This is a genomic window from Candidatus Aminicenantes bacterium, assembly GCA_026393855.1.
GTDB lineage: Bacteria > Acidobacteriota > Aminicenantia > Aminicenantales > UBA4085 > UBA4085.
In genome coordinates this window covers 1-16,660 of the sequence record JAPKZJ010000097.1, presented here as the reverse complement: position 1 = coordinate 16,660, position 16,660 = coordinate 1, and the positions used below count along the sequence as shown (strand labels likewise).

General features: G+C 64.7%; 11 protein-coding genes. 4 read left to right on the top strand and 7 right to left on the bottom strand.

Annotated features, from left to right (window positions below):
- Position 1: 1 nt before the first annotated feature.
- The 7 genes from NTZ26_12175 to NTZ26_12145 form a co-directional block, all read right to left on the bottom strand.
- Entirely contained in the window at positions 2-637 is a 636-nt protein-coding gene (locus NTZ26_12175; GenBank protein MCX6561255.1) for a hypothetical protein, read from the bottom strand.
- Positions 637-1,554 (bottom strand): NADH-quinone oxidoreductase subunit H, encoded by a 918-nt coding sequence (locus NTZ26_12170; GenBank protein MCX6561254.1) that lies wholly within the window; start codon positions 1,552-1,554, stop codon positions 637-639. The genes NTZ26_12175 and NTZ26_12170 overlap by 1 nt, the downstream gene beginning before the upstream one ends.
- Positions 1,555-3,534 carry a proton-conducting transporter membrane subunit gene (locus NTZ26_12165; protein ID MCX6561253.1) on the bottom strand — a complete coding sequence of 660 codons (1,980 nt, stop codon included), beginning with the start codon at positions 3,532-3,534 and terminating at the stop codon, positions 1,555-1,557.
- A complete protein-coding gene (locus NTZ26_12160) occupies positions 3,531-4,214 on the bottom strand; it encodes a PTS sugar transporter subunit IIA (protein ID MCX6561252.1) in 684 nt (227 codons plus the stop codon). Before NTZ26_12160 ends, NTZ26_12165 begins: the two co-directional genes overlap by 4 nt.
- 94 nt (positions 4,215-4,308) lie before the next feature.
- Complete coding sequence (locus NTZ26_12155) at positions 4,309-4,743, bottom strand: polymer-forming cytoskeletal family protein (protein MCX6561251.1); 435 nt, start codon at positions 4,741-4,743, stop codon at positions 4,309-4,311.
- 46 nt (positions 4,744-4,789) lie between these two features.
- The gene (locus tag NTZ26_12150) at positions 4,790-7,969 is read right to left on the bottom strand and encodes a glycoside hydrolase (GenBank protein MCX6561250.1); all 3,180 of its coding nucleotides are present in this window, start codon (positions 7,967-7,969) and stop codon (positions 4,790-4,792) included.
- 70 nt (positions 7,970-8,039) lie between these two features.
- Positions 8,040-9,047, bottom strand: a complete 1,008-nt coding sequence (locus tag NTZ26_12145) for a nitrogen fixation protein NifH (protein ID MCX6561249.1) — start codon at positions 9,045-9,047, stop codon at positions 8,040-8,042.
- A 157-nt stretch (positions 9,048-9,204) separates the two neighbouring features.
- On the opposite strand from NTZ26_12145, the gene NTZ26_12140 reads away from it, so the two are divergent.
- The 4 genes from NTZ26_12140 to NTZ26_12125 all read left to right on the top strand — a co-directional run bounded on the left by NTZ26_12140 (position 9,205) and on the right by NTZ26_12125 (position 16,540).
- Positions 9,205-9,729, top strand: coding sequence for a hypothetical protein (locus NTZ26_12140; protein MCX6561248.1), 525 nt, complete (start codon positions 9,205-9,207; stop codon positions 9,727-9,729).
- A 34-nt stretch (positions 9,730-9,763) separates the two neighbouring features.
- Positions 9,764-12,193 carry a family 78 glycoside hydrolase catalytic domain gene (locus NTZ26_12135; GenBank protein MCX6561247.1) on the top strand — a complete coding sequence of 810 codons (2,430 nt, stop codon included), beginning with the start codon at positions 9,764-9,766 and terminating at the stop codon, positions 12,191-12,193.
- Between the two features lie 2 nt (positions 12,194-12,195).
- Positions 12,196-13,674 carry a hypothetical protein gene (locus NTZ26_12130; protein ID MCX6561246.1) on the top strand — a complete coding sequence of 493 codons (1,479 nt, stop codon included), beginning with the start codon at positions 12,196-12,198 and terminating at the stop codon, positions 13,672-13,674.
- A gap of 85 nt (positions 13,675-13,759) precedes the next feature.
- The gene (locus NTZ26_12125) at positions 13,760-16,540 is read left to right on the top strand and encodes a glycoside hydrolase family 78 protein (protein ID MCX6561245.1); all 2,781 of its coding nucleotides are present in this window, start codon (positions 13,760-13,762) and stop codon (positions 16,538-16,540) included.
- The last annotated feature ends 120 nt before the right edge of the window (positions 16,541-16,660 follow it).

The following is a 16,660-nucleotide window of genomic DNA, read 5'->3' as shown; positions in this document are numbered from 1 at the left end:
GTCAATCCTTCAGCTTGGACAGGACGTCGATCGTCCCGCCGTCGTACAGAGACTGAATCGTATTAAAGAAGAGGACCAGCAGAAAGACGCCGACGAAGAGGTCCAGCAGAACCCCCAGGTTGATCAGCATGGGCATCTCGTGGGCCACCGAGAGGGACAGGAGAAAAATGCCGTTCTCCAAAGTGATGAAGGAGAGAATATGGAGGATGATCCGGCGCCGCTCGACGATCAGGAACAGGCTGGCGATCATCATCGAGATGGACATCCCGAAGTAGAGCGGCTGCTCGATGGGGCCGGTCTTGGCGGCCCAGGATGCGGCCAGGAACCCGAACAGGAAGACCGACCCGCCCAGCAGAAGCCGGAAGAACTGGGGCCGGCGCGGATCGACTTCGCGGCCGATCTCGTTTCTCCGGATGACCCGGAGCAGGAACAGAGGGATGACGATGGTCTTGACGACCAGCGTCTCCAGGACCAGAAAAGCGATGCTCAGCCAGTTGATGGTCCGCAGGTCGATGACGACCAGTAAAAAAAGCAGAAGCCCCTGCAGGGCCAAAACCCGGATGAAGGACTCGATCCGGCTGGCCGCGAAGAGCGACAGGATGGTCGCCCCGAACAGGATGATGAATAGATCCCACATCAGAAGCCTCTCCGCAGGGAAAACAGGAGGACGGCGAACACCGTCAGGGCCAGGGCCGTCAGGAGGAACACGAACTGCGGCACATGGGTCATCCGGATTCGGGCGGTGAGGGACTCGACCAGCCCGACGGCCGCTGCCGTCAGGCCGAGCGCGGCCCCCAAGAGCAGGGCTCCGGCCGCAGGGCCGATCGTCGAGGGGATCAACAGGTCGGCGATCAGCACGGCGAACAGGACCATCTTGGCCCCGGCCGCGTACAGAAGGAAAGCCAGGTCGGGCCCGGAATAGTCCAGGATCATGACTTCGTGAATCATGGTCAGCTCCAGATGGGTCGTCGGATCATCGACCGGTCCGCGGGATCCTTCCACGAGGAGCATGATGAAGAACGACAAGGCGGCCAGGGCCTTGACCAGGACGGCGCTGCCGATGCCGTAGTGGGGTCGGGCAAAGATGGCTTCGAACGAAGTCCGGCCGGTGACCAGGGCCAGGGAACCCAAGAGGATAAAGAAAGCCGGCTCGACTAGGGTGGAGAAGGCGGCCTCGCGGCTGGCGCCCATCCCCTCGAAGCTGCTGCCCGTGTCCAAGGCCGCGATCACGGCCATGAACTTGGCCAGGCCGAAGGCATAAGTAAAGAGGACGAAGTCGCCGGGGATATGGAGAAGCGAGGGCTGGCCGGGCAGAGGCACGAGCAGGGCGGCGAAGGCGACGGCTGCGACCTGGACGGGCGGGTTCAACCGGAAGACGAAGGACGTCGTCCGGCTGATCACCTCGCCCTTACGGACGAGCTTGCGGAGATCGAAGACCTCTTGTAATAAAGGCGCCCCCCGACGGCCGGCCCACCAGGCTTTGACCCGGCCCGCGACGCCGGTGAAGAGGACCGAGGCCGCGAGCAGGACGAGGTAACCGGGGAGGTGGCTCATTCAACGGACTCCGATGATCCAAATGATCAGGACGATGAGGAAGATCAGCCCGTAGAGAATATAATTCTGCGTCTGTCCCGTCTGGATCCAGGTGAAGAGCTTCAAGAATCGACGGATAACTCCGACGAGCGGCCGGATCAGACGGATCTCGACCAAGTCCAACGGGTGGCTGCGGTACTCCGCCCCCGCGGGAAACAACCCTTCCGGCGGGGCAATGTGCTGGTGCGTAGGGACGAGCGGCGCGATCAGCCGCAGGAACGGCGCGGCAAATGATCCGGCGGTGTACTGGAAACGGGGACTTTCCGCTTGATAGCCGCAGTCCCAGGTTTTAAAAACGGCAACCGGCTTCGTCCCGATCAAGAGTCGGCGAAGGGCGATAAAAAAGACGATCAAACCGCCGAAGACGGCCAAGGCCGGGGCGATGCGGCGGAACAAGTCGACAAGCCGGAGCCATTCCCCGTCCGCGCCCCCGGCGGCGATCGGCCGGACGACGGGGCCGAGGAGGGGGATCACCAGCGGGGCCAGCATCCCGACGAAGACGATGAGGACCGCCAGGACGGCCATCGGCGTTACGAGCCAGCCGGAACCCTCTCCGGGCGTTTCGGCCCGGGCGCTCCGGGGCGAGCCGAGGAAGACGATGCCGAACACCTTGCTGAAGCAAAGGACGGCCATGACACCGATAAAGGCCAAGCCGGCCAACCCGGCCAGGGCGGCGAAGCGCGGGAAGGGGCCGGAGGCCAAGCCCCGGATCAGTCCGGAATAAAGGGCGAACTCGCTGATAAACCCGCTGAAGAGCGGGAGCCCACAAATGGCCAGCGACCCGACCAGGAAAAGAGCCGAGGTGACCGGCACGACACGGACAAGCCCGCCCAGCCGGTCGATGTCCCGGGTATGGGTCTTTAAATAGACGACGCCGGCTCCGTAGAAAAGCAGGCTCTTGAACGTGAAGTGGTTGAAAGTGTGGAGAACCGCCCCGAAAAACCCCAGCACGGCGATCCCCTCCTGCCCGGCGGCCAGCCCGATCATGCCCATCCCGATGCCCAGGCCGATGAGGCCGATGTTCTCGATACTGTGGTAAGCCAGCAGCCGTTTCAGGTCGTGCTGGGCGATAGCGTTCATCACCCCGTAGATTCCCGATACGATGCCGACGGCCAGGACGATATAGCCCAGGACGAGGCTCCGGCCGCCGCCCAGGAGAAGGATGCGCAGGATGCCGTAGATGCCGGTCTTGATCATCACCCCGGACATCAGCGCCGAGACGCCCGTCGGCGCGGCCGGGTGAGCCAGCGGCAGCCAGGTATGGAACGGAACGAAGCCGGCTTTGGTCCCGAATCCGACGAAGAACAGCAGGAACAGAAGGCTCGGAAGCAAGCCCTCTCCGCCCAGGGCCGGGCCGAACGAAGCGAAGTCCAGACTGCCGGAGAGGCTGGAGGTCCAGACGAAGGCGGCGATCAGAAAGGCCGCCCCGACCTGCATGGCCACGAGATAATAAACGCCGGCCCGCCGGACTTCGTCCTTGGCGTGTTCGTGCGCGACCAGGAAGAAGGAGGCCAGCGACATGACTTCCCAGGCGATCAGAAACAGTAGGGCGTTCTGGACCGTCACGACCACCAGCATCGCAGCGATCAGGAGTCCCATGAACAGATAGTAGCGCGAGAGCGAAGACCGGTCCCCGGACTCGGCTTTCATATACCCTTTCGAATAGACCGCCGCCAGGAAACCGCCCAGGCTGACGATCAGCACGAAAAAGGCGGCCAACGGATCGAGCCGCAGGACGGCCCGCCCGATGGGGAACGAGAATTCGACCGCCGCGCTCGGAGAGCCCCCCCCCAGTAAAACCTTGATCGCCGCGGGCAGGAGCAGGGCTTGGGCCGCGGCCGCTCCGCCCGCGAAAATCAGGCCTTTGCGGGAAGGACCGACGAAGAGAGTGGCGATCCCCGCCAGGAGAAAAAGTCCGGTCCCGGCCAAAAACAGGGTCATCGCGGGCCGGCCTCCAGCTTCGTCCATTCGCGCTCGCGGTCCTGGATGAATCCGAAGATCTCCTCGGCCGGACGGCGGGATTCGAGGAGCGCCAGGAAGGCGGGAATCTGGCAGAGGTAGGAGATCTTGGACAGGACCTCGAGATGCCGCCGCGGGCTGTCGGTCAGCAGGAGGAACAGCGTATGGACAGGGCGGCCGTCCAATGCTCCGAAATCCGCCGGCTCCCGGAGGAAGCAGACCGCCACCCGGGCATCGCCGCCGTCGGCGAGGAGGGGGTTGCGGGGATGAGGGATGGCGATGCCCCGGCCGATGGCCGTCGTCATCAGCTCCTCCCGATCGATCAGGGCGGCCAGGGTATCCCGCCGGGATAGGCCCTCGGGCATCCGAATAGCCTCGATGGCCGCCGGCAGGATCTCCATGACCGTCCGGCCGGGCAGATCGTAATGGATGCCGCCCTGGCGCAGGAGGTCGGCCAGCCGGGTCGGACGGCCGGCGATGCTCAACCCCAGGAGGTTGGCGGCCAGCTCCGGCTTCCGGTCGAGGATCCATTCGTTGATCTCCGTCCGGTTGAAGCGGACTTGATGGTGAATGATATAGTGGGGGATCTTGTTTTCCTTGACCCACTGCCGGATCGTCTTTTCCGGAATTTGCAGGAGATCGACGATGTCTTTGATCTTCAAATCCAAGCTTGTTGCCCCATACCGATTGGGAGATGGCCGTCCGAAGAACGGAAGGGAAGATCCGATTTAATCACAACCCGGACGATGTTTCAAATCAGTCCTTGAAGTACCCCGCGTCGAAAAAGACAAGGACGGCAGCCACCTTGCGCATGGCCTCGTGGTCGTTGCAGCACTCGGAGACCGAGCCCCAAAGCGAGCCGTCCTTGCGGATCGTCCCGTCGCTCGCGATGCGGCCGATGATCGACCCGCCCCGGCGAAAAGTGCCGTCCGGCTCGATCGCCCCGACCAGGCTGCCGCCGCGGCGGATGGCGCCGTCGGGTTCGATCTTACCCACGAGCGAGCCGTCCTTGCGGACCGCCCCGTCGTCCTCGAAATATCCGGCCAGGCGGCCGTCGATGCGGATGGCTCCGCCCGCCTCGATGCGGGCCCAAAGCGAGCCGCCCCTTCGGACGTCCATGTCGGCGGCAACGTGGCCCGCCCCCAAGATCGCACCGCACAACAGAAACAAAACCGTCCCCAGCTTCATCATTTCCATCCTCCCGGTCGGTCCATTCCGCGCCAGAGCATCGGCTCTTTCAAGGGGCGATCGCGACGGCGGGCAGGCCGGCCGCCTTGAGCAACGCATTGAGGGCGTTCAAATCCGCCGTAGAGAAAGCGCGCCAGGCGCCGCGCACGACTCCCAAAGCCCGCAGCCGATCCGCGACGGCCGCCGCGACTTGAGTCGTGGGCGTGCTTTCGGAGGCCTGCAGCAGGCCCATCACGGACGGCAGGCCGGCGCTGACGCCGGACAGCGTGTCCGCTGCGCCCGCGGCCGGAGCCGGAGCCCCGCCCCCGCGCTGGCCCGTCCCGCCGGCCGAGCCTTCCAACGCCGCTGCTTTCTTGTCGAACGCGGCCAGCGCCTCGCCCAATGCCGGAGGCACGGTGCCGCCGCGAATCTTCGCGACCTGGGCCCGGATCGACCGCAGCTGCCGCAGGGCCTCCTGCGTTTCCAGGACTCCGTCATAAAGCGTCCGTGACGTCTCGAAAACCCAGGCCAGGTCGGCGGCCGGAGTTTTCACCCGCGGGTCCATGATCAAAGCCAGGGGTTGGGTATAGGCCTTGCCGTCGATGGTCAGCCGGACGGTATATGCCCCGGGCGCTGCCCAGATCGCATTGGATCCCGCGACCGTGTTGAAGGCGACGGCGGCGATGGGCAGGCCGCCGCGTCCGCCGCCGCCCGCGAGCGGCTGGTGGCGCATATCCCAAGTGAACCGGTGCAGGCCCGCGGTCGTTTCGAGCTTTTGCGGCGGCCGGTACCAGTAATAGGGAACGGGGGTCGTGGCCGGATCGATCTTCTCGATCGTATCCGTGCTCGCGTAGCGGCGGACGAGGGTCCCTTTAGCGTCGAGGATTTCGAGGGTCAGGGGCCCCGCCAGGTCCGTCTTCATGGCGTAGTGGATGACCGCCCCGTCGGGCGGGTTTTCGCCGGCCGGCTCGTCGGGCGGCAACGGCGTGTCGGTATTCATATTCCAGCGCACCCGAACGGCGGTCTGGGGCTTGAAGAGGGCAACCGGCGCAGCCAGGGCGGCGGCGGTCATCTGCCGCAGGGGAGTGATGTCGTCGAGGATCCAAAAGCCCCGGCCGTGAGTGGCTACGACGAGGTCGTCGTCCTTGACGATCAGGTCGCGCATCGATGTAGCCGGCATGTTCAACCGCAGGGACTGCCAGTGATCCCCGTCGTCGAAGGAGACATAGATCTCGCGCTCGGTGCCGGCGAACAGCAGGCCCCGCCGCCGGGGGTCCTCCCGGACGACATTGACCGGCGCCCCGTCGGGGATGCCGTTCACGATCGGAGACCAGGTTTTGCCGCCGTCATGGGTCCTGAATATGTGCGGCTTCATGTCGTCGAGCCGAAGCGTATTGACGGCGGCAAAGGCCGTCTGAAGATCGAAGCGCCCGGCCTCGATGATGGCGATCTTGGCCCAGGGCCCGATCGCGGGAGGCGTCACGTCGGCCCAGGTCTTGCCGCCGTCCGCCGTGACATGGATAAGCCCGTCGTCGGTGCCGATCCAGATACGCTTGACGTCGAGGGCCGAGGGGCCGATGGAGTAAATGACGCCTTTGCGCGCCGGCTGGGCGCTGGCCTCGGACTTGTACTTGCCCACGCCGGCTGGGACGGCCCATTCGGTCCGAGTCAGGTCCGGACTGATGTGAGTCCAGCTTTGGCCCCCGTCGGCCGTGCGCCATAGGGTATTCGTGGCGAAAAAGAGGACGTGGGGATCGGCTGGGGAAAACACGACCGGCTGGGTCCGGACGGTCCGGGTATCGGCGGCGCGCACGGGCTGGGGGCCGACGTTCTGCACCTGGCCTGTCCGCTTGTCGTAGCGGGTAACGCTACGTCCGCCGTAGACGATGTTGGAATCCAGCGGATCGGGCGCGACATAGCCGTATTCGTCCACACCCACCGGATGCCATTCGCGGAAGGTGATTTGGCCGTCATTGCCGCGACTGGCGATGCCGACCGAGCCGCTCTCCTGCTGCCCGCTGTAAACGTTATAGGGGAAGTCGTTATCGGCGGCGACGTGGTAAAGCTGGGCGGTCGGCTGGTTGTACCAGGAGCTCCAGCTCTGGCCGCCGTTGACGGTGACGACGGCGCCCTGGTCGGAGGCGATCAGGATGACGTCCGGATTGTTCGGGTTGATCCAGAGGTTCTGATAATCGTCGCCGCCAGGCGCGCCCTTAAAAGCGACCCAGGTCTTGCCGGCGTCGGTCGATTTCCAGGACACCGTGCCGGCGACGATCACGACGTCGGGATCGCGGGGGTGGACGGCCATCCGCGGCAGGTCGCCGCCGCCGATCCGGGCCGCCGGCCGGTTGTCGGTGGAGGGGCGGACCCATGTCTCCCCGCCATCCTCGGACCGCCACAAGCCCGTGCCGCGGGCGGTGGCGACCGAAGCGTAAAGGCGCTTGGGAGAACTGGGCGCGATCGCCAGGTTCACCTGGACCGCAGCCTCTTCACTGGAAATGGCGAGCTTCCGCCAGGTCGTACCGCCGTCGATCGATTTATAAAGCCCGCCGCCGGCCCCGCTCCAGGCCGCGTTCTCCCACGGCCCCTGCCGGGATTCCCAGAGACCGGCGTAGACGATCGACGGGTCGGAAGGATCGAAGGCCAGCTCGGATCCGCCCGTGTTCTCGTCGCCGCCCAGGACCTTGACGAAGGTCCGGCCGCCGTCGGTGGAGCGGTAGATGCCCCGCTCCTCGTTGGGGCCGTAGGGATGGCCCAACGCGGCGACGAACAGCCGGTCGGGGTCGCGCGGATCAATGATGAGCTGGGGAATCTGCTGGGCGTCGCGCAGTCCGAGATGCGTCCAGGTCCGGCCCGCGTCGGAGGAGCGATAGACGCCGTCGCCGACCGAGAGGTCGGGCCGTTGCAGGCCCTCGCCGGTACCCACGTAGACGACGTCGGGATTGGAGGGCGCCACCGCGACGACGCCGATCGAGCCGGTCGGCTGGCCGTCGAAGATCGGCTTCCAGGTCCGGCCGTAGTCGGTCGTCTTCCAGACGCCGCCGTTGCAGACGCCGATATAAAGGACATTGGGCTGCGACGGGACGCCGGCCACGGCTCGGGTCCGGCCGCCGCGGAACGGCCCGATCGAGCGCCAGTGCAGGCCGGAAAAATATTTGCCGTCGACCGGCTGGGCGGCCGCGGGAATCGCGGTTGCGAGCGTCAGCGCGGCGATCAAGGCGAGGGAGAGGACGGCGGGGCGACGGGGCATGGGGAATCTCCTATTGTATGAGGCCACTCTATGCGAGGGCGAGAGGGGTGTCAAATCCCGCGGCGGGCGCTCAGCTGAAGAACCGCTTCAGCGCGCCGAGAGCGTGGACGGTGACCCATTTGCTGGGCTTTTCCTTCTCCTCGATGTTCGCCGGATAACGGCCGTTGAAGGTATTCTCCAAAGTCCAAGTGCCGCGAGCGTCCTGTTTGGAGATGAGGAGGTCGATCGCCTCCCGCATCCGGTCGTCTTGATAGCCGAGGCGAGTCAGGAGCCCGAGAATCTCGAGGATGTCGGTCTGATACATCCAGGGAAAGCCGAGGCGCAGCCAACCCGGTTTGGAGACGGCGCTCAGGTTGTGGCTCTTTTTGTGGATGTGGTGGATCAAGAAATACTCCGCGCCCCGATCGATGCATTTGCGGATTTCGGGCGTCCGTTTGGCGGCGGGCAGAGCGGCCAGAGCTTTAAGCGATTTGACCGCCCCCATATGGCAAGTGTGTCTCCCCCAGCACGTCTGCCAACGGTCGTAGGGCCACCCCGTAGGGGCGACGGCGAGGCGATCGTCGAAGCGCTGATAACGGACGATCCACTCGATGCCGCGCTTGACGCGGGGATCATCGGCCAAGCCCAGGCGGATGAGACTCCAAACCATGTTCCCGGTCAGGCAGGGAATCACTTCGCTGACGCGTCCCCCTCCCGATCGGCCCGAAGAGTGATAGGCGAAGCCCCCGCTCGCGGGGTCCTGCGAGTTTTTCAAGACGAACTCGCAGGCCTGGCGGATCCGTTGGTCGCGACCGTCGGCTTCCAGCTCGGCCAGGAGGATGAGCCGCCAGGAAGTGCCCTTGTACTTGGCCGCATAGAAATCGTCCGGCTTCTCCCAGGACCCGTCGGCGTTCTGCCCGGCCAGGATCTTGGGGACCGGGCCCAGGCGCATGATGTCGCGCCCGGCCTCCTTGATCTCCGGGTCGGACGCCGGGCGGTCCAGAAGCCGGGTCAGGGCCAGGCGGCGGACGCCGGGGTTTTCTTTTTCGAGCAGCCACGGCGTGGGGTCGGCTTTGAGGACGGATTTCCAGGAATTCATGAGCTCAACTCCCGGGCGATTCCAGCCGGTCCGTGCGCGGAGAAACGCCTCCGATGAAAAAGAACATAGGCTTATTATAGAATAAAGAGAAGGGAGACACCGAATGTCAGCTCAAGACTCAAAAACAAGGGATTCGCGGACCGCGCCGGATTGGGCGGTGAAGTATCGCGCCAACTATCACACCTACTCCAAGGGGTGGTTCATCGCCCTCATCCTGCTCATCCCGGCCGGCCTCGTCATCGGCGCCTTGATCAGCGGAAAGTACACCTGGCAGGAAGGACTCGCCAGCGGCGGCTTTTTCGCCTTCCTCATGCTCGTCCTGATGCTAAATATGTTCAGGAAGATGGATAAGAACTGGCGGGGACGCCTGGTCGCAAAGTCCACGGCGGACGTCTACGGCCGGAGCGGCCGTAGACGGAAGCGCGTCGTCGGAACCGCCTATCGATTGGAGATTCGCACTGAAGCCGGCCGCAAAGAACGCATCGAAGTGAGCCCCGGGGCTTTCAAGCTCTTTCAGGTCGGAGATGAAGTGGCCAAGTACCGGGGCCTGCCGTTTCCCGACCGGACGCTTCATCCGGGCGAGACGAAGCGGATGTGCCTGGCCTGCGGTCGTCCCTACGACATCGCTTTGCCGGCATGCCCCGGCTGCCGGTTCGAATCGCCATTCCAGCAGGAGTCCTAGCCGGCGCCGAGGCACCCTCCTAAACAATAAATTTATGAGCCCCAAGCCCAAGCTCTTAGCCTTGCTCCTCGCCATCCTCGTCCTGCCGGGCGTGAACGGCCAATGCCGGAAGCATGATGCGGCCGGGTTCGTCCCCCCGGAAAGTGCGCATCCTGCGTGGATCGGCCCGGCCCTGGATTCATCGAGCACGGACAAGCGCTCCGCCCCGATCCTGCGCCGGAGCTTCCGGCTCGACGCGAAACCCCGCTCTGGAACGGTTCGCATCGTCGGCCTCGGGCACTACAGCCTAAGCCTGAACGGCCGGCGGGTCGGCGATGGCGTCATCAACCAGGTCTGGTCCCAATACGACAAGACGCTTTACGTGCAGGAGTTCGACATTTCAGGGCTGCTTCAGCCGGGCGAAAACGTCTTCGGCGTGATACTGGGGAATTCGTTCTGGCATGTCGTTCCGACCGAGGATCCGGGCCGGTATCGGGGGTATGCGACCGACTTCGCCAAGGGAGCGGCCTATCGCTTATGGCTCGAAGCCCGCATCCAAGTCCGATCCGGGGACGATATCGTCATCGCCAGCGGCCCGGAGTGGAAGTGGCGAGAAGGGCCGTTGACGTTTTCCGACGTCTATGGCGGCGAAGATTTCGACGCCCGGCTCGATCCCGACGGCTGGGACAAACCGGGGTCCGCCGACGACGGTTGGGCCGATGTCGTTATCTTGCCCGCTCCGGCTGCCGAGCTCGTGTCGCTCATCGGTCCGCCGATGAAGGAATTCGAGGTTTTTCAAGCAACCGGGACGAAGAATATGGGAGCCGCGGGCTTCACCTACGTGTTCCCGCAGAATTGCTCCGCGCTTCTGCGCTTCACCGTTTCGGGGAAGGCCGGTCAACACGTTCGATTCAAGCCGGCCGAAGACGTCGACACCAAGGGCAAGGTCCGCTTCCCCTATACTTGGGATACAGGTCAGGAAGTCTGGCAGGATTATATTTTGCGCGGCGGCGGAGAGGAATCGCATCAAACCCTGTTCTCCTATATCGGCTGCCGCTATGTCGGTGTCACCGGCGCCGTCCCCGCCGGCGAGCCCAATCCCGGCGATCTGCCCGTGATTCGAAAGATCGAGCTGGTCCATGTCCGGGCGGCCAATCCGGCCGTCGGTTCGTTCGAGTGTTCGAGCGGCCTCCAGAATGCGATCCAGCGCCTGTCCGACTGGGCCGTCCGCTCGAACATGAGCCACTACGCGACGGATTGCCCCCATCGCGAGAAATACGCCTGGCTGGAAGAGACCTGGCACATGGCCCGGTCCGTGAGCTACCTGTTCGACGTTCGCGATTGGTACAAACGGACCGCGCGGGCCATCCGCGACGTCCAGCTTCCCGACGGCCATATCATCACCAAGGCGCCCATGTACCTCACGGCGGCCAATCCCCACGGGAAATATCATGAGGCTGCCGAGTGGGGCATCGCCGGCGTCCTTGTTCCGTGGCATCTTTATGAATGGTACGGCGATCGGGGCGCGCTGGCGGCCTCCTATGACAGCATGAAGCGGTACCTCGATTATTTGGCCAGCCAGGCCAAGGACGGGATCATCACCAGCAACCTCGGCGACTGGCTCGATTACGGCCACGGAAAAGAGGATGGGCCCTCGCATTGGACACCCCAGCCGGTTTCGGCGACGGCGGTCTGGGCGCTGGGAACCGAGACGCTGTCCCAAGCCGCCCGCGTTCTCGGAAAAGACGATGATGCCGTCCGCTACCAAGCTCTTTTCGAACAAATCCGGTCGGACTTCCAGCGGCATTTCTACGACCCAGGCACGAAAACCGTCAAGAACGGCGGATCCTGCCAAGCCGCGAATGCGGCCGCCCTCTGTATCGGACTCATCCCGGAAAAAGACAGGGCCGGCGCCCTGCAGGCCATCGTCGACGATCTGGAGCGGCGGGATTGGCAGCAGACGGTCGGTGAGGTCTTTCATGTCTTCTTCATGCGGGCGCTGGCCGAAGGCGGACGCGGCGATGTTCTCCAGAAAGTCTACGGCCGCGAGACGGTCGGGAGCTTCGGCTATATGGTCAAGACCGGGCTCACAACGCTGCCCGAGACCTGGGATGCCAGGCGGGGCACCATCTACGGCCTCAACCACTTCGCTCTCGGCCATCTCATCGAATGGCATTTCGCCTATGTCGCCGGTATCCGCCAACAACCGGGCGGGATCGGGTGGCGGAAGATCCTGATCGCGCCCCAGCCCGGAGACCTGAAAAGCGCGGCGGTGGATTTCGACAGCCCGGCCGGCCGGATTGCGGTCCGCTGGACCGCCGACGGCGGCGAATTCCGGATGACGGCCACCGTGCCCGAGAATATCGAAGCGATCGCGGTTCTGCCGGACGGCTCCCGCCGCGCCCTGGCGGCCGGGCCGAACACCCTGGTCGGCCCTCTCCGATCGCGCGAGAGGACGAAAGACCGAATCCAGGACAAGAGCTGATCATGAAAAGAGCGCTAGGCCTTATCGCGGCCCTATTCTTGTGCCTACCGAGCCGCGCCTCGGCTCAAGCCGGCGTCGACTTGCAATATCGGCTCAGCTACGTCGGCGGCGACACGGTCCATGTCTCGCTTCTCTACAAACCCTTCGTCCAAGATCGTACGACCTTCACCTACGGCGAGCCTCGTTTCGGGGGGCAGGCGGACATCCTCGATTGTCTGAAGAACGTTCAAGCCGCGTCCCCCGCGACAATTAAAATCGACGCCCGCTCTCGAACGATCACCCTCGATTACCCCGGGCTCGAGCCTGTATCCATCAATTACGACATCCGGGAATCCCATATGGCGGAACAGGCCATGCGCGGGGAGCTGTTCCGCCCCATGATCCGCAAGGATTATTTCTACGGCCACGGCGTCAACATATTCCTGAACCCGGCGCCGGGGCCGGCCGGCCGCAAAGCCCGCCAGTCCGTCCAATGGGAGAAAAAGCCTCCGTTTCCGCTGTTCTATCCCTTCGACCCGGAGAATCGCGGCGAAACACCCGCCGCCGGGAGCGTCGATTCCTTTCTTTTCAGCCCCATCACCGGCGCCCGCGACCTGACCGTGGACAAGATCGCGGTCGGCCGATCCAGCGTCTACCTCGTGCTCCGGCTGAGCCCGGGGGCTTATTTCAACCGCGAGCGGATCCGGGAGTACGTCAGACGGTACTACGCCGTCCTGCGGAGATATTGGCGAGATGACGACGACAAACCTTACTCTCTGATTCTCCAGCCGTTTCTGGGGGTCGACTACAATATCGGCGGGGTGGCCTTCGGCAACGGATTCCTTTCCAAGTACGCGGACCTATCGGACACGATCCTGACGCCCGACCGGTTCTTCAATCTGTCCCATGAAACCGGCCACCGCTGGCTCGGCGGCGGCGGCTTGAACATGGGCACGGACGACCAGTGGTTCAGCGAGGGCTTCAACGATTTCGTCACCCTCGGCGCGCTGTTGGCCGCCCGCTATGCGGCGCCGTCGGAGTTCGAATTCGGCCTGAACGACATCATGCAGGCCCATTACGCCAGCCCCGTCAAGAACACGCCCAACGCCGACGTGTTCAAGAACTATTGGAAGATGGGCGACGACAACAAGCTGCCCTACCGGCGGGGGGCGCTCTTCGCCTTCTACCTCGACAACCGGATCGGCCTGGCCACCGACGGCGGGATGGGCCTTCGCGATCTGTTACTGGCCCTGGCGGCATTTCGGAAGGGGCAAACCGAGGGCTATGAATTGACTCTGGCCGACTTCGTGCGAGCCGCGTCGATCTGGCTTCCGGCCGATGAGGTGCGCGCCGACCTCGCCAAGTACATCATCGCCGGAGACCCCATCCCGTTCAGCCAGGAGATGCTCCTGCCGATCTATCAGATCGCCTGGAAAGACGGAATTCCCAATTTGAAGGTTATCGATCCGAACAAGCTTTTCCTGCGGTTTTCCGTGTATTGAAGGGATTCGTCCTCGCCGCCGGCCTTGACAAGCGGGCCCGGCGGATATTTGATAGCAGTCCCCATCTTTTGCCGTGGAGAGACACATGCGCCAGACCACCCTCATCGCCGTCCTGACGATCGCCCTCATCGGGGCATCCACCGCCTGCCGCAAAACCGCCGGACCCGCGGACGTCGCCGCTGCCCGGCTGCGCTGCGAATCGCTGTCCGATCCCATGGGCATCGACGCCGCGCATCCGAGGCTCGGCTGGGTGCTGCAGCCGGCGGGGCCCGGACTCGTCGGCCGCGGCCACCGCCAAGCGGCCTACCGGATCCTGGTCGCCTCCACTCCGAGCCGCCTGGCGGCCGACGAAGGCGATCTCTGGGACACCGGCCGAGTGGAATCAAACCTCTCGATAGGGATCGAATATGCCGGCCAACCAATGACTTCAGGCTTGCGCGCGCATTGGAAAGTTAGGGTTTGGGATGAATCCGGACGGATCTCCGAGTGGAGCGAGCCCGCAGCCTGGTCGATGGGCCTGCTGGAGCCCGGAGATTGGAGCGGCCGCTGGATCGGCATGAATGTCGGGGAACCCACCCCCGCCGATGAAGCCCGCCGCCTGCCGGCCCGCTACCTGCGCCGCGAGATCTCGCTGGCGGGGGACGTCGAACAGGCCACCGCCTATATCTCGGGGCTGGGGTTGAGCGAGCTGTCTATCAACGGCCGCAAAGCCGGCGATCACGTCCTTTCGCCGGCTCTCTCGGAATACGACAAGCACGTCTTCTATATCGCGCACGACGTCACGGCCCTGCTCCAAAAAGGCGCCAACGCGGTCGGCGTCGTCCTGGGCAACGGCCGCTTCCACGCGCCGCGGGTCAAGGACCCCACGGGCATGCGCAACTACGGACTGCCGCGGCTGCTCCTGCGTCTCGACGTCCGCTTCAAGGACGGGACTTCGACCAGCCTGGTCAGCGACGGCCTCTGGAAGGCGACCGATCGGGGGCCGATCACGGCCGACAACGAGTACGACGGCGAGGAATACGACGCCCGGATGGAGCTCGACGGCTGGGACAAGCCCGGCTTCGACGATTCCAAATGGGCCGCGGCCGATCTCATGGACGCGCCCGGCGGCCGGATGACGGCGCCCATGATCGAGCCCATTCGAGTCGTGGAGACCCTGCGCCCCGCCGCGGTGACCAACCCCAAGCCGGGCGTATTCATCTACGACCTGGGCCAGAATATCGTCGGCTGGTGTCGATTGCACGTCCAGGGACCGGCTGGTACGCAGATCCGCCTGCGCCACGCCGAGACCCTCAAGGCCGACGGAACGCTCTATACCGATAACCTCCGAAGCGCGAAGGCAACGGACGTCTACACCCTGCACGGCGGCGGCGCGGAGATCTACGAGCCCCGCTTCACCTACCACGGCTTCCGCTTCGTCGAGATGACCGGCTTCCCCGGAACCCCCGAGGCGGACGCTCTCGAGGGTCGGGTCGTCCATGACGACATGGAGCGGGCGGGCGATTTCGAGACCTCCAACCCCCTGCTCAACAAAATCGCCGCCAACATCCTCTGGGGGACGCGCGGCAACTATCGCTCCATCCCCACGGACTGCCCCCAGCGGGACGAGCGGCAGGGCTGGCTGGGCGACCGCTCGTCGGTGTCGCGCGGCGAGGCCTACCTCTTCGATGTCGCAGCCTTCTACGCCAAGTGGGCCCGCGACATCGCCGACGCCCAGAAAGGCACCGGCAGCGTTCCCGACGTCGCCCCGGCCTTCTGGTTCTGCTACAACGACGGCATCGTCTGGCCCAGCACTTTCGTCATCGTCCCGCGCATGCTCCTCGACATGTACGGCGACGCCGGCACCATCAAGGCCCTCTACCCGGCCCTGAAAAAGTGGGCCGACTACATGGCCGGGTTCCTCAAGGACGGGATCATGCCGCGCAACACCTACGGCGACTGGTGCGTGCCGCCGGAAACACCGACGCTCATCCACTCCAAGGATCCAGCCCGCGTCACCCGCGGCGACCTGATCAGCACGGCCTATTATTTTTATGACCTGGGCCTGATGGCCCGGGCCGCGGAGATCGTCGGCGAAAAGGCCGACGCGGCCCGCTGGCGGCAAATGGCCGAAACCCTGCGCGAGGCCTTCAACCGGACGTTCTTCGACCCGGCCAAGGGCGTCTACGACAACGGCACCCAGACCTCCAGCGTTCTGGCCCTGGCCTTCGGGCTAGTCCCCGAGGACCGCCGAGCCGGCCTGTTCGCTCACTTGGTCGAGAAAATCGAGAAGGAAAGCGGCGGCCACGTCGGCACGGGCCTGGTCGGTGCGCAGTGGCTGATGCGCGTGCTTTCGGACAACGGCCGTCCCGACCTCGCCTACGCCATGCTGACGAAGAGCGACTATCCGGGCTGGGGCTATATGGTGTCCAAAGGCGCGACAACGATCTGGGAGCTGTGGAATGGGGACACGGCCGACCCGGCCATGAACTCCGGCAACCACGTCATGCAGATCGGCGACCTGGCCATCTGGATGCGGCAATACCTGGCCGGCATCCGTCCGGATCCGGAATCCCCCGGGTTCGGCAAGATCATCATCCGGCCGACACCCGTCGGCGACCTGACTTGGGTCCGAGGCAGTTACGAGTCCGTGCACGGGACGATCCGATCGAGCTGGAAGAAAGAGGGTGGGGAGCTGATCCTTGAGGTGACCATCCCCCCGAACACGACGGCCACGGGTTATGTCCCCGCGGCGAGCCCGGATACCGTAACGGAGGGAGGCCGGCCGCTGAACGGGGCCGAGGGCGTCAAGGTTCTGCGGACCGAAGCGGGCTGCGTCGTCCTGGCCGTCGAATCCGGCGCCTACCGGTTCGCGGCGAAGATTTAGTTCGGGCCCGTTTGCTTCGTGAGGCGGCGGACGAGAAATTCCTCGTAGCCGGTCCTGTCCTTCCACTCCGTCGCCACGGACATCGTCCGGCCGGCCGGATCGATGCGCATCAGACCGTCG

Bases quoted from the DNA above. Each gene is read 5' to 3' on its own strand.
- NTZ26_12175 (MCX6561255.1), bottom strand. From the start codon at position 637: ATGTGGGATCTATTCATCATCCTGTTCGGGGCGACCATCCTGTCGCTC.
- NTZ26_12170 (MCX6561254.1), bottom strand. From the start codon at position 1,554: ATGAGCCACCTCCCCGGTTACCTCGTCCTGCTCGCGGCCTCGGTCCTC.
- NTZ26_12165 (MCX6561253.1), bottom strand. From the start codon at position 3,534: ATGACCCTGTTTTTGGCCGGGACCGGACTTTTTCTCCTGGCGGGGATC.
- NTZ26_12155 (MCX6561251.1), bottom strand. From the start codon at position 4,743: ATGATGAAGCTGGGGACGGTTTTGTTTCTGTTGTGCGGTGCGATCTTG.
- NTZ26_12150 (MCX6561250.1), bottom strand. From the start codon at position 7,969: ATGCCCCGTCGCCCCGCCGTCCTCTCCCTCGCCTTGATCGCCGCGCTG.
- NTZ26_12145 (MCX6561249.1), bottom strand. From the start codon at position 9,047: ATGAATTCCTGGAAATCCGTCCTCAAAGCCGACCCCACGCCGTGGCTG.
- NTZ26_12135 (MCX6561247.1), top strand. From the start codon at position 9,764: ATGAGCCCCAAGCCCAAGCTCTTAGCCTTGCTCCTCGCCATCCTCGTC.
- NTZ26_12130 (MCX6561246.1), top strand. From the start codon at position 12,196: ATGAAAAGAGCGCTAGGCCTTATCGCGGCCCTATTCTTGTGCCTACCG.
- NTZ26_12125 (MCX6561245.1), top strand. From the start codon at position 13,760: ATGCGCCAGACCACCCTCATCGCCGTCCTGACGATCGCCCTCATCGGG.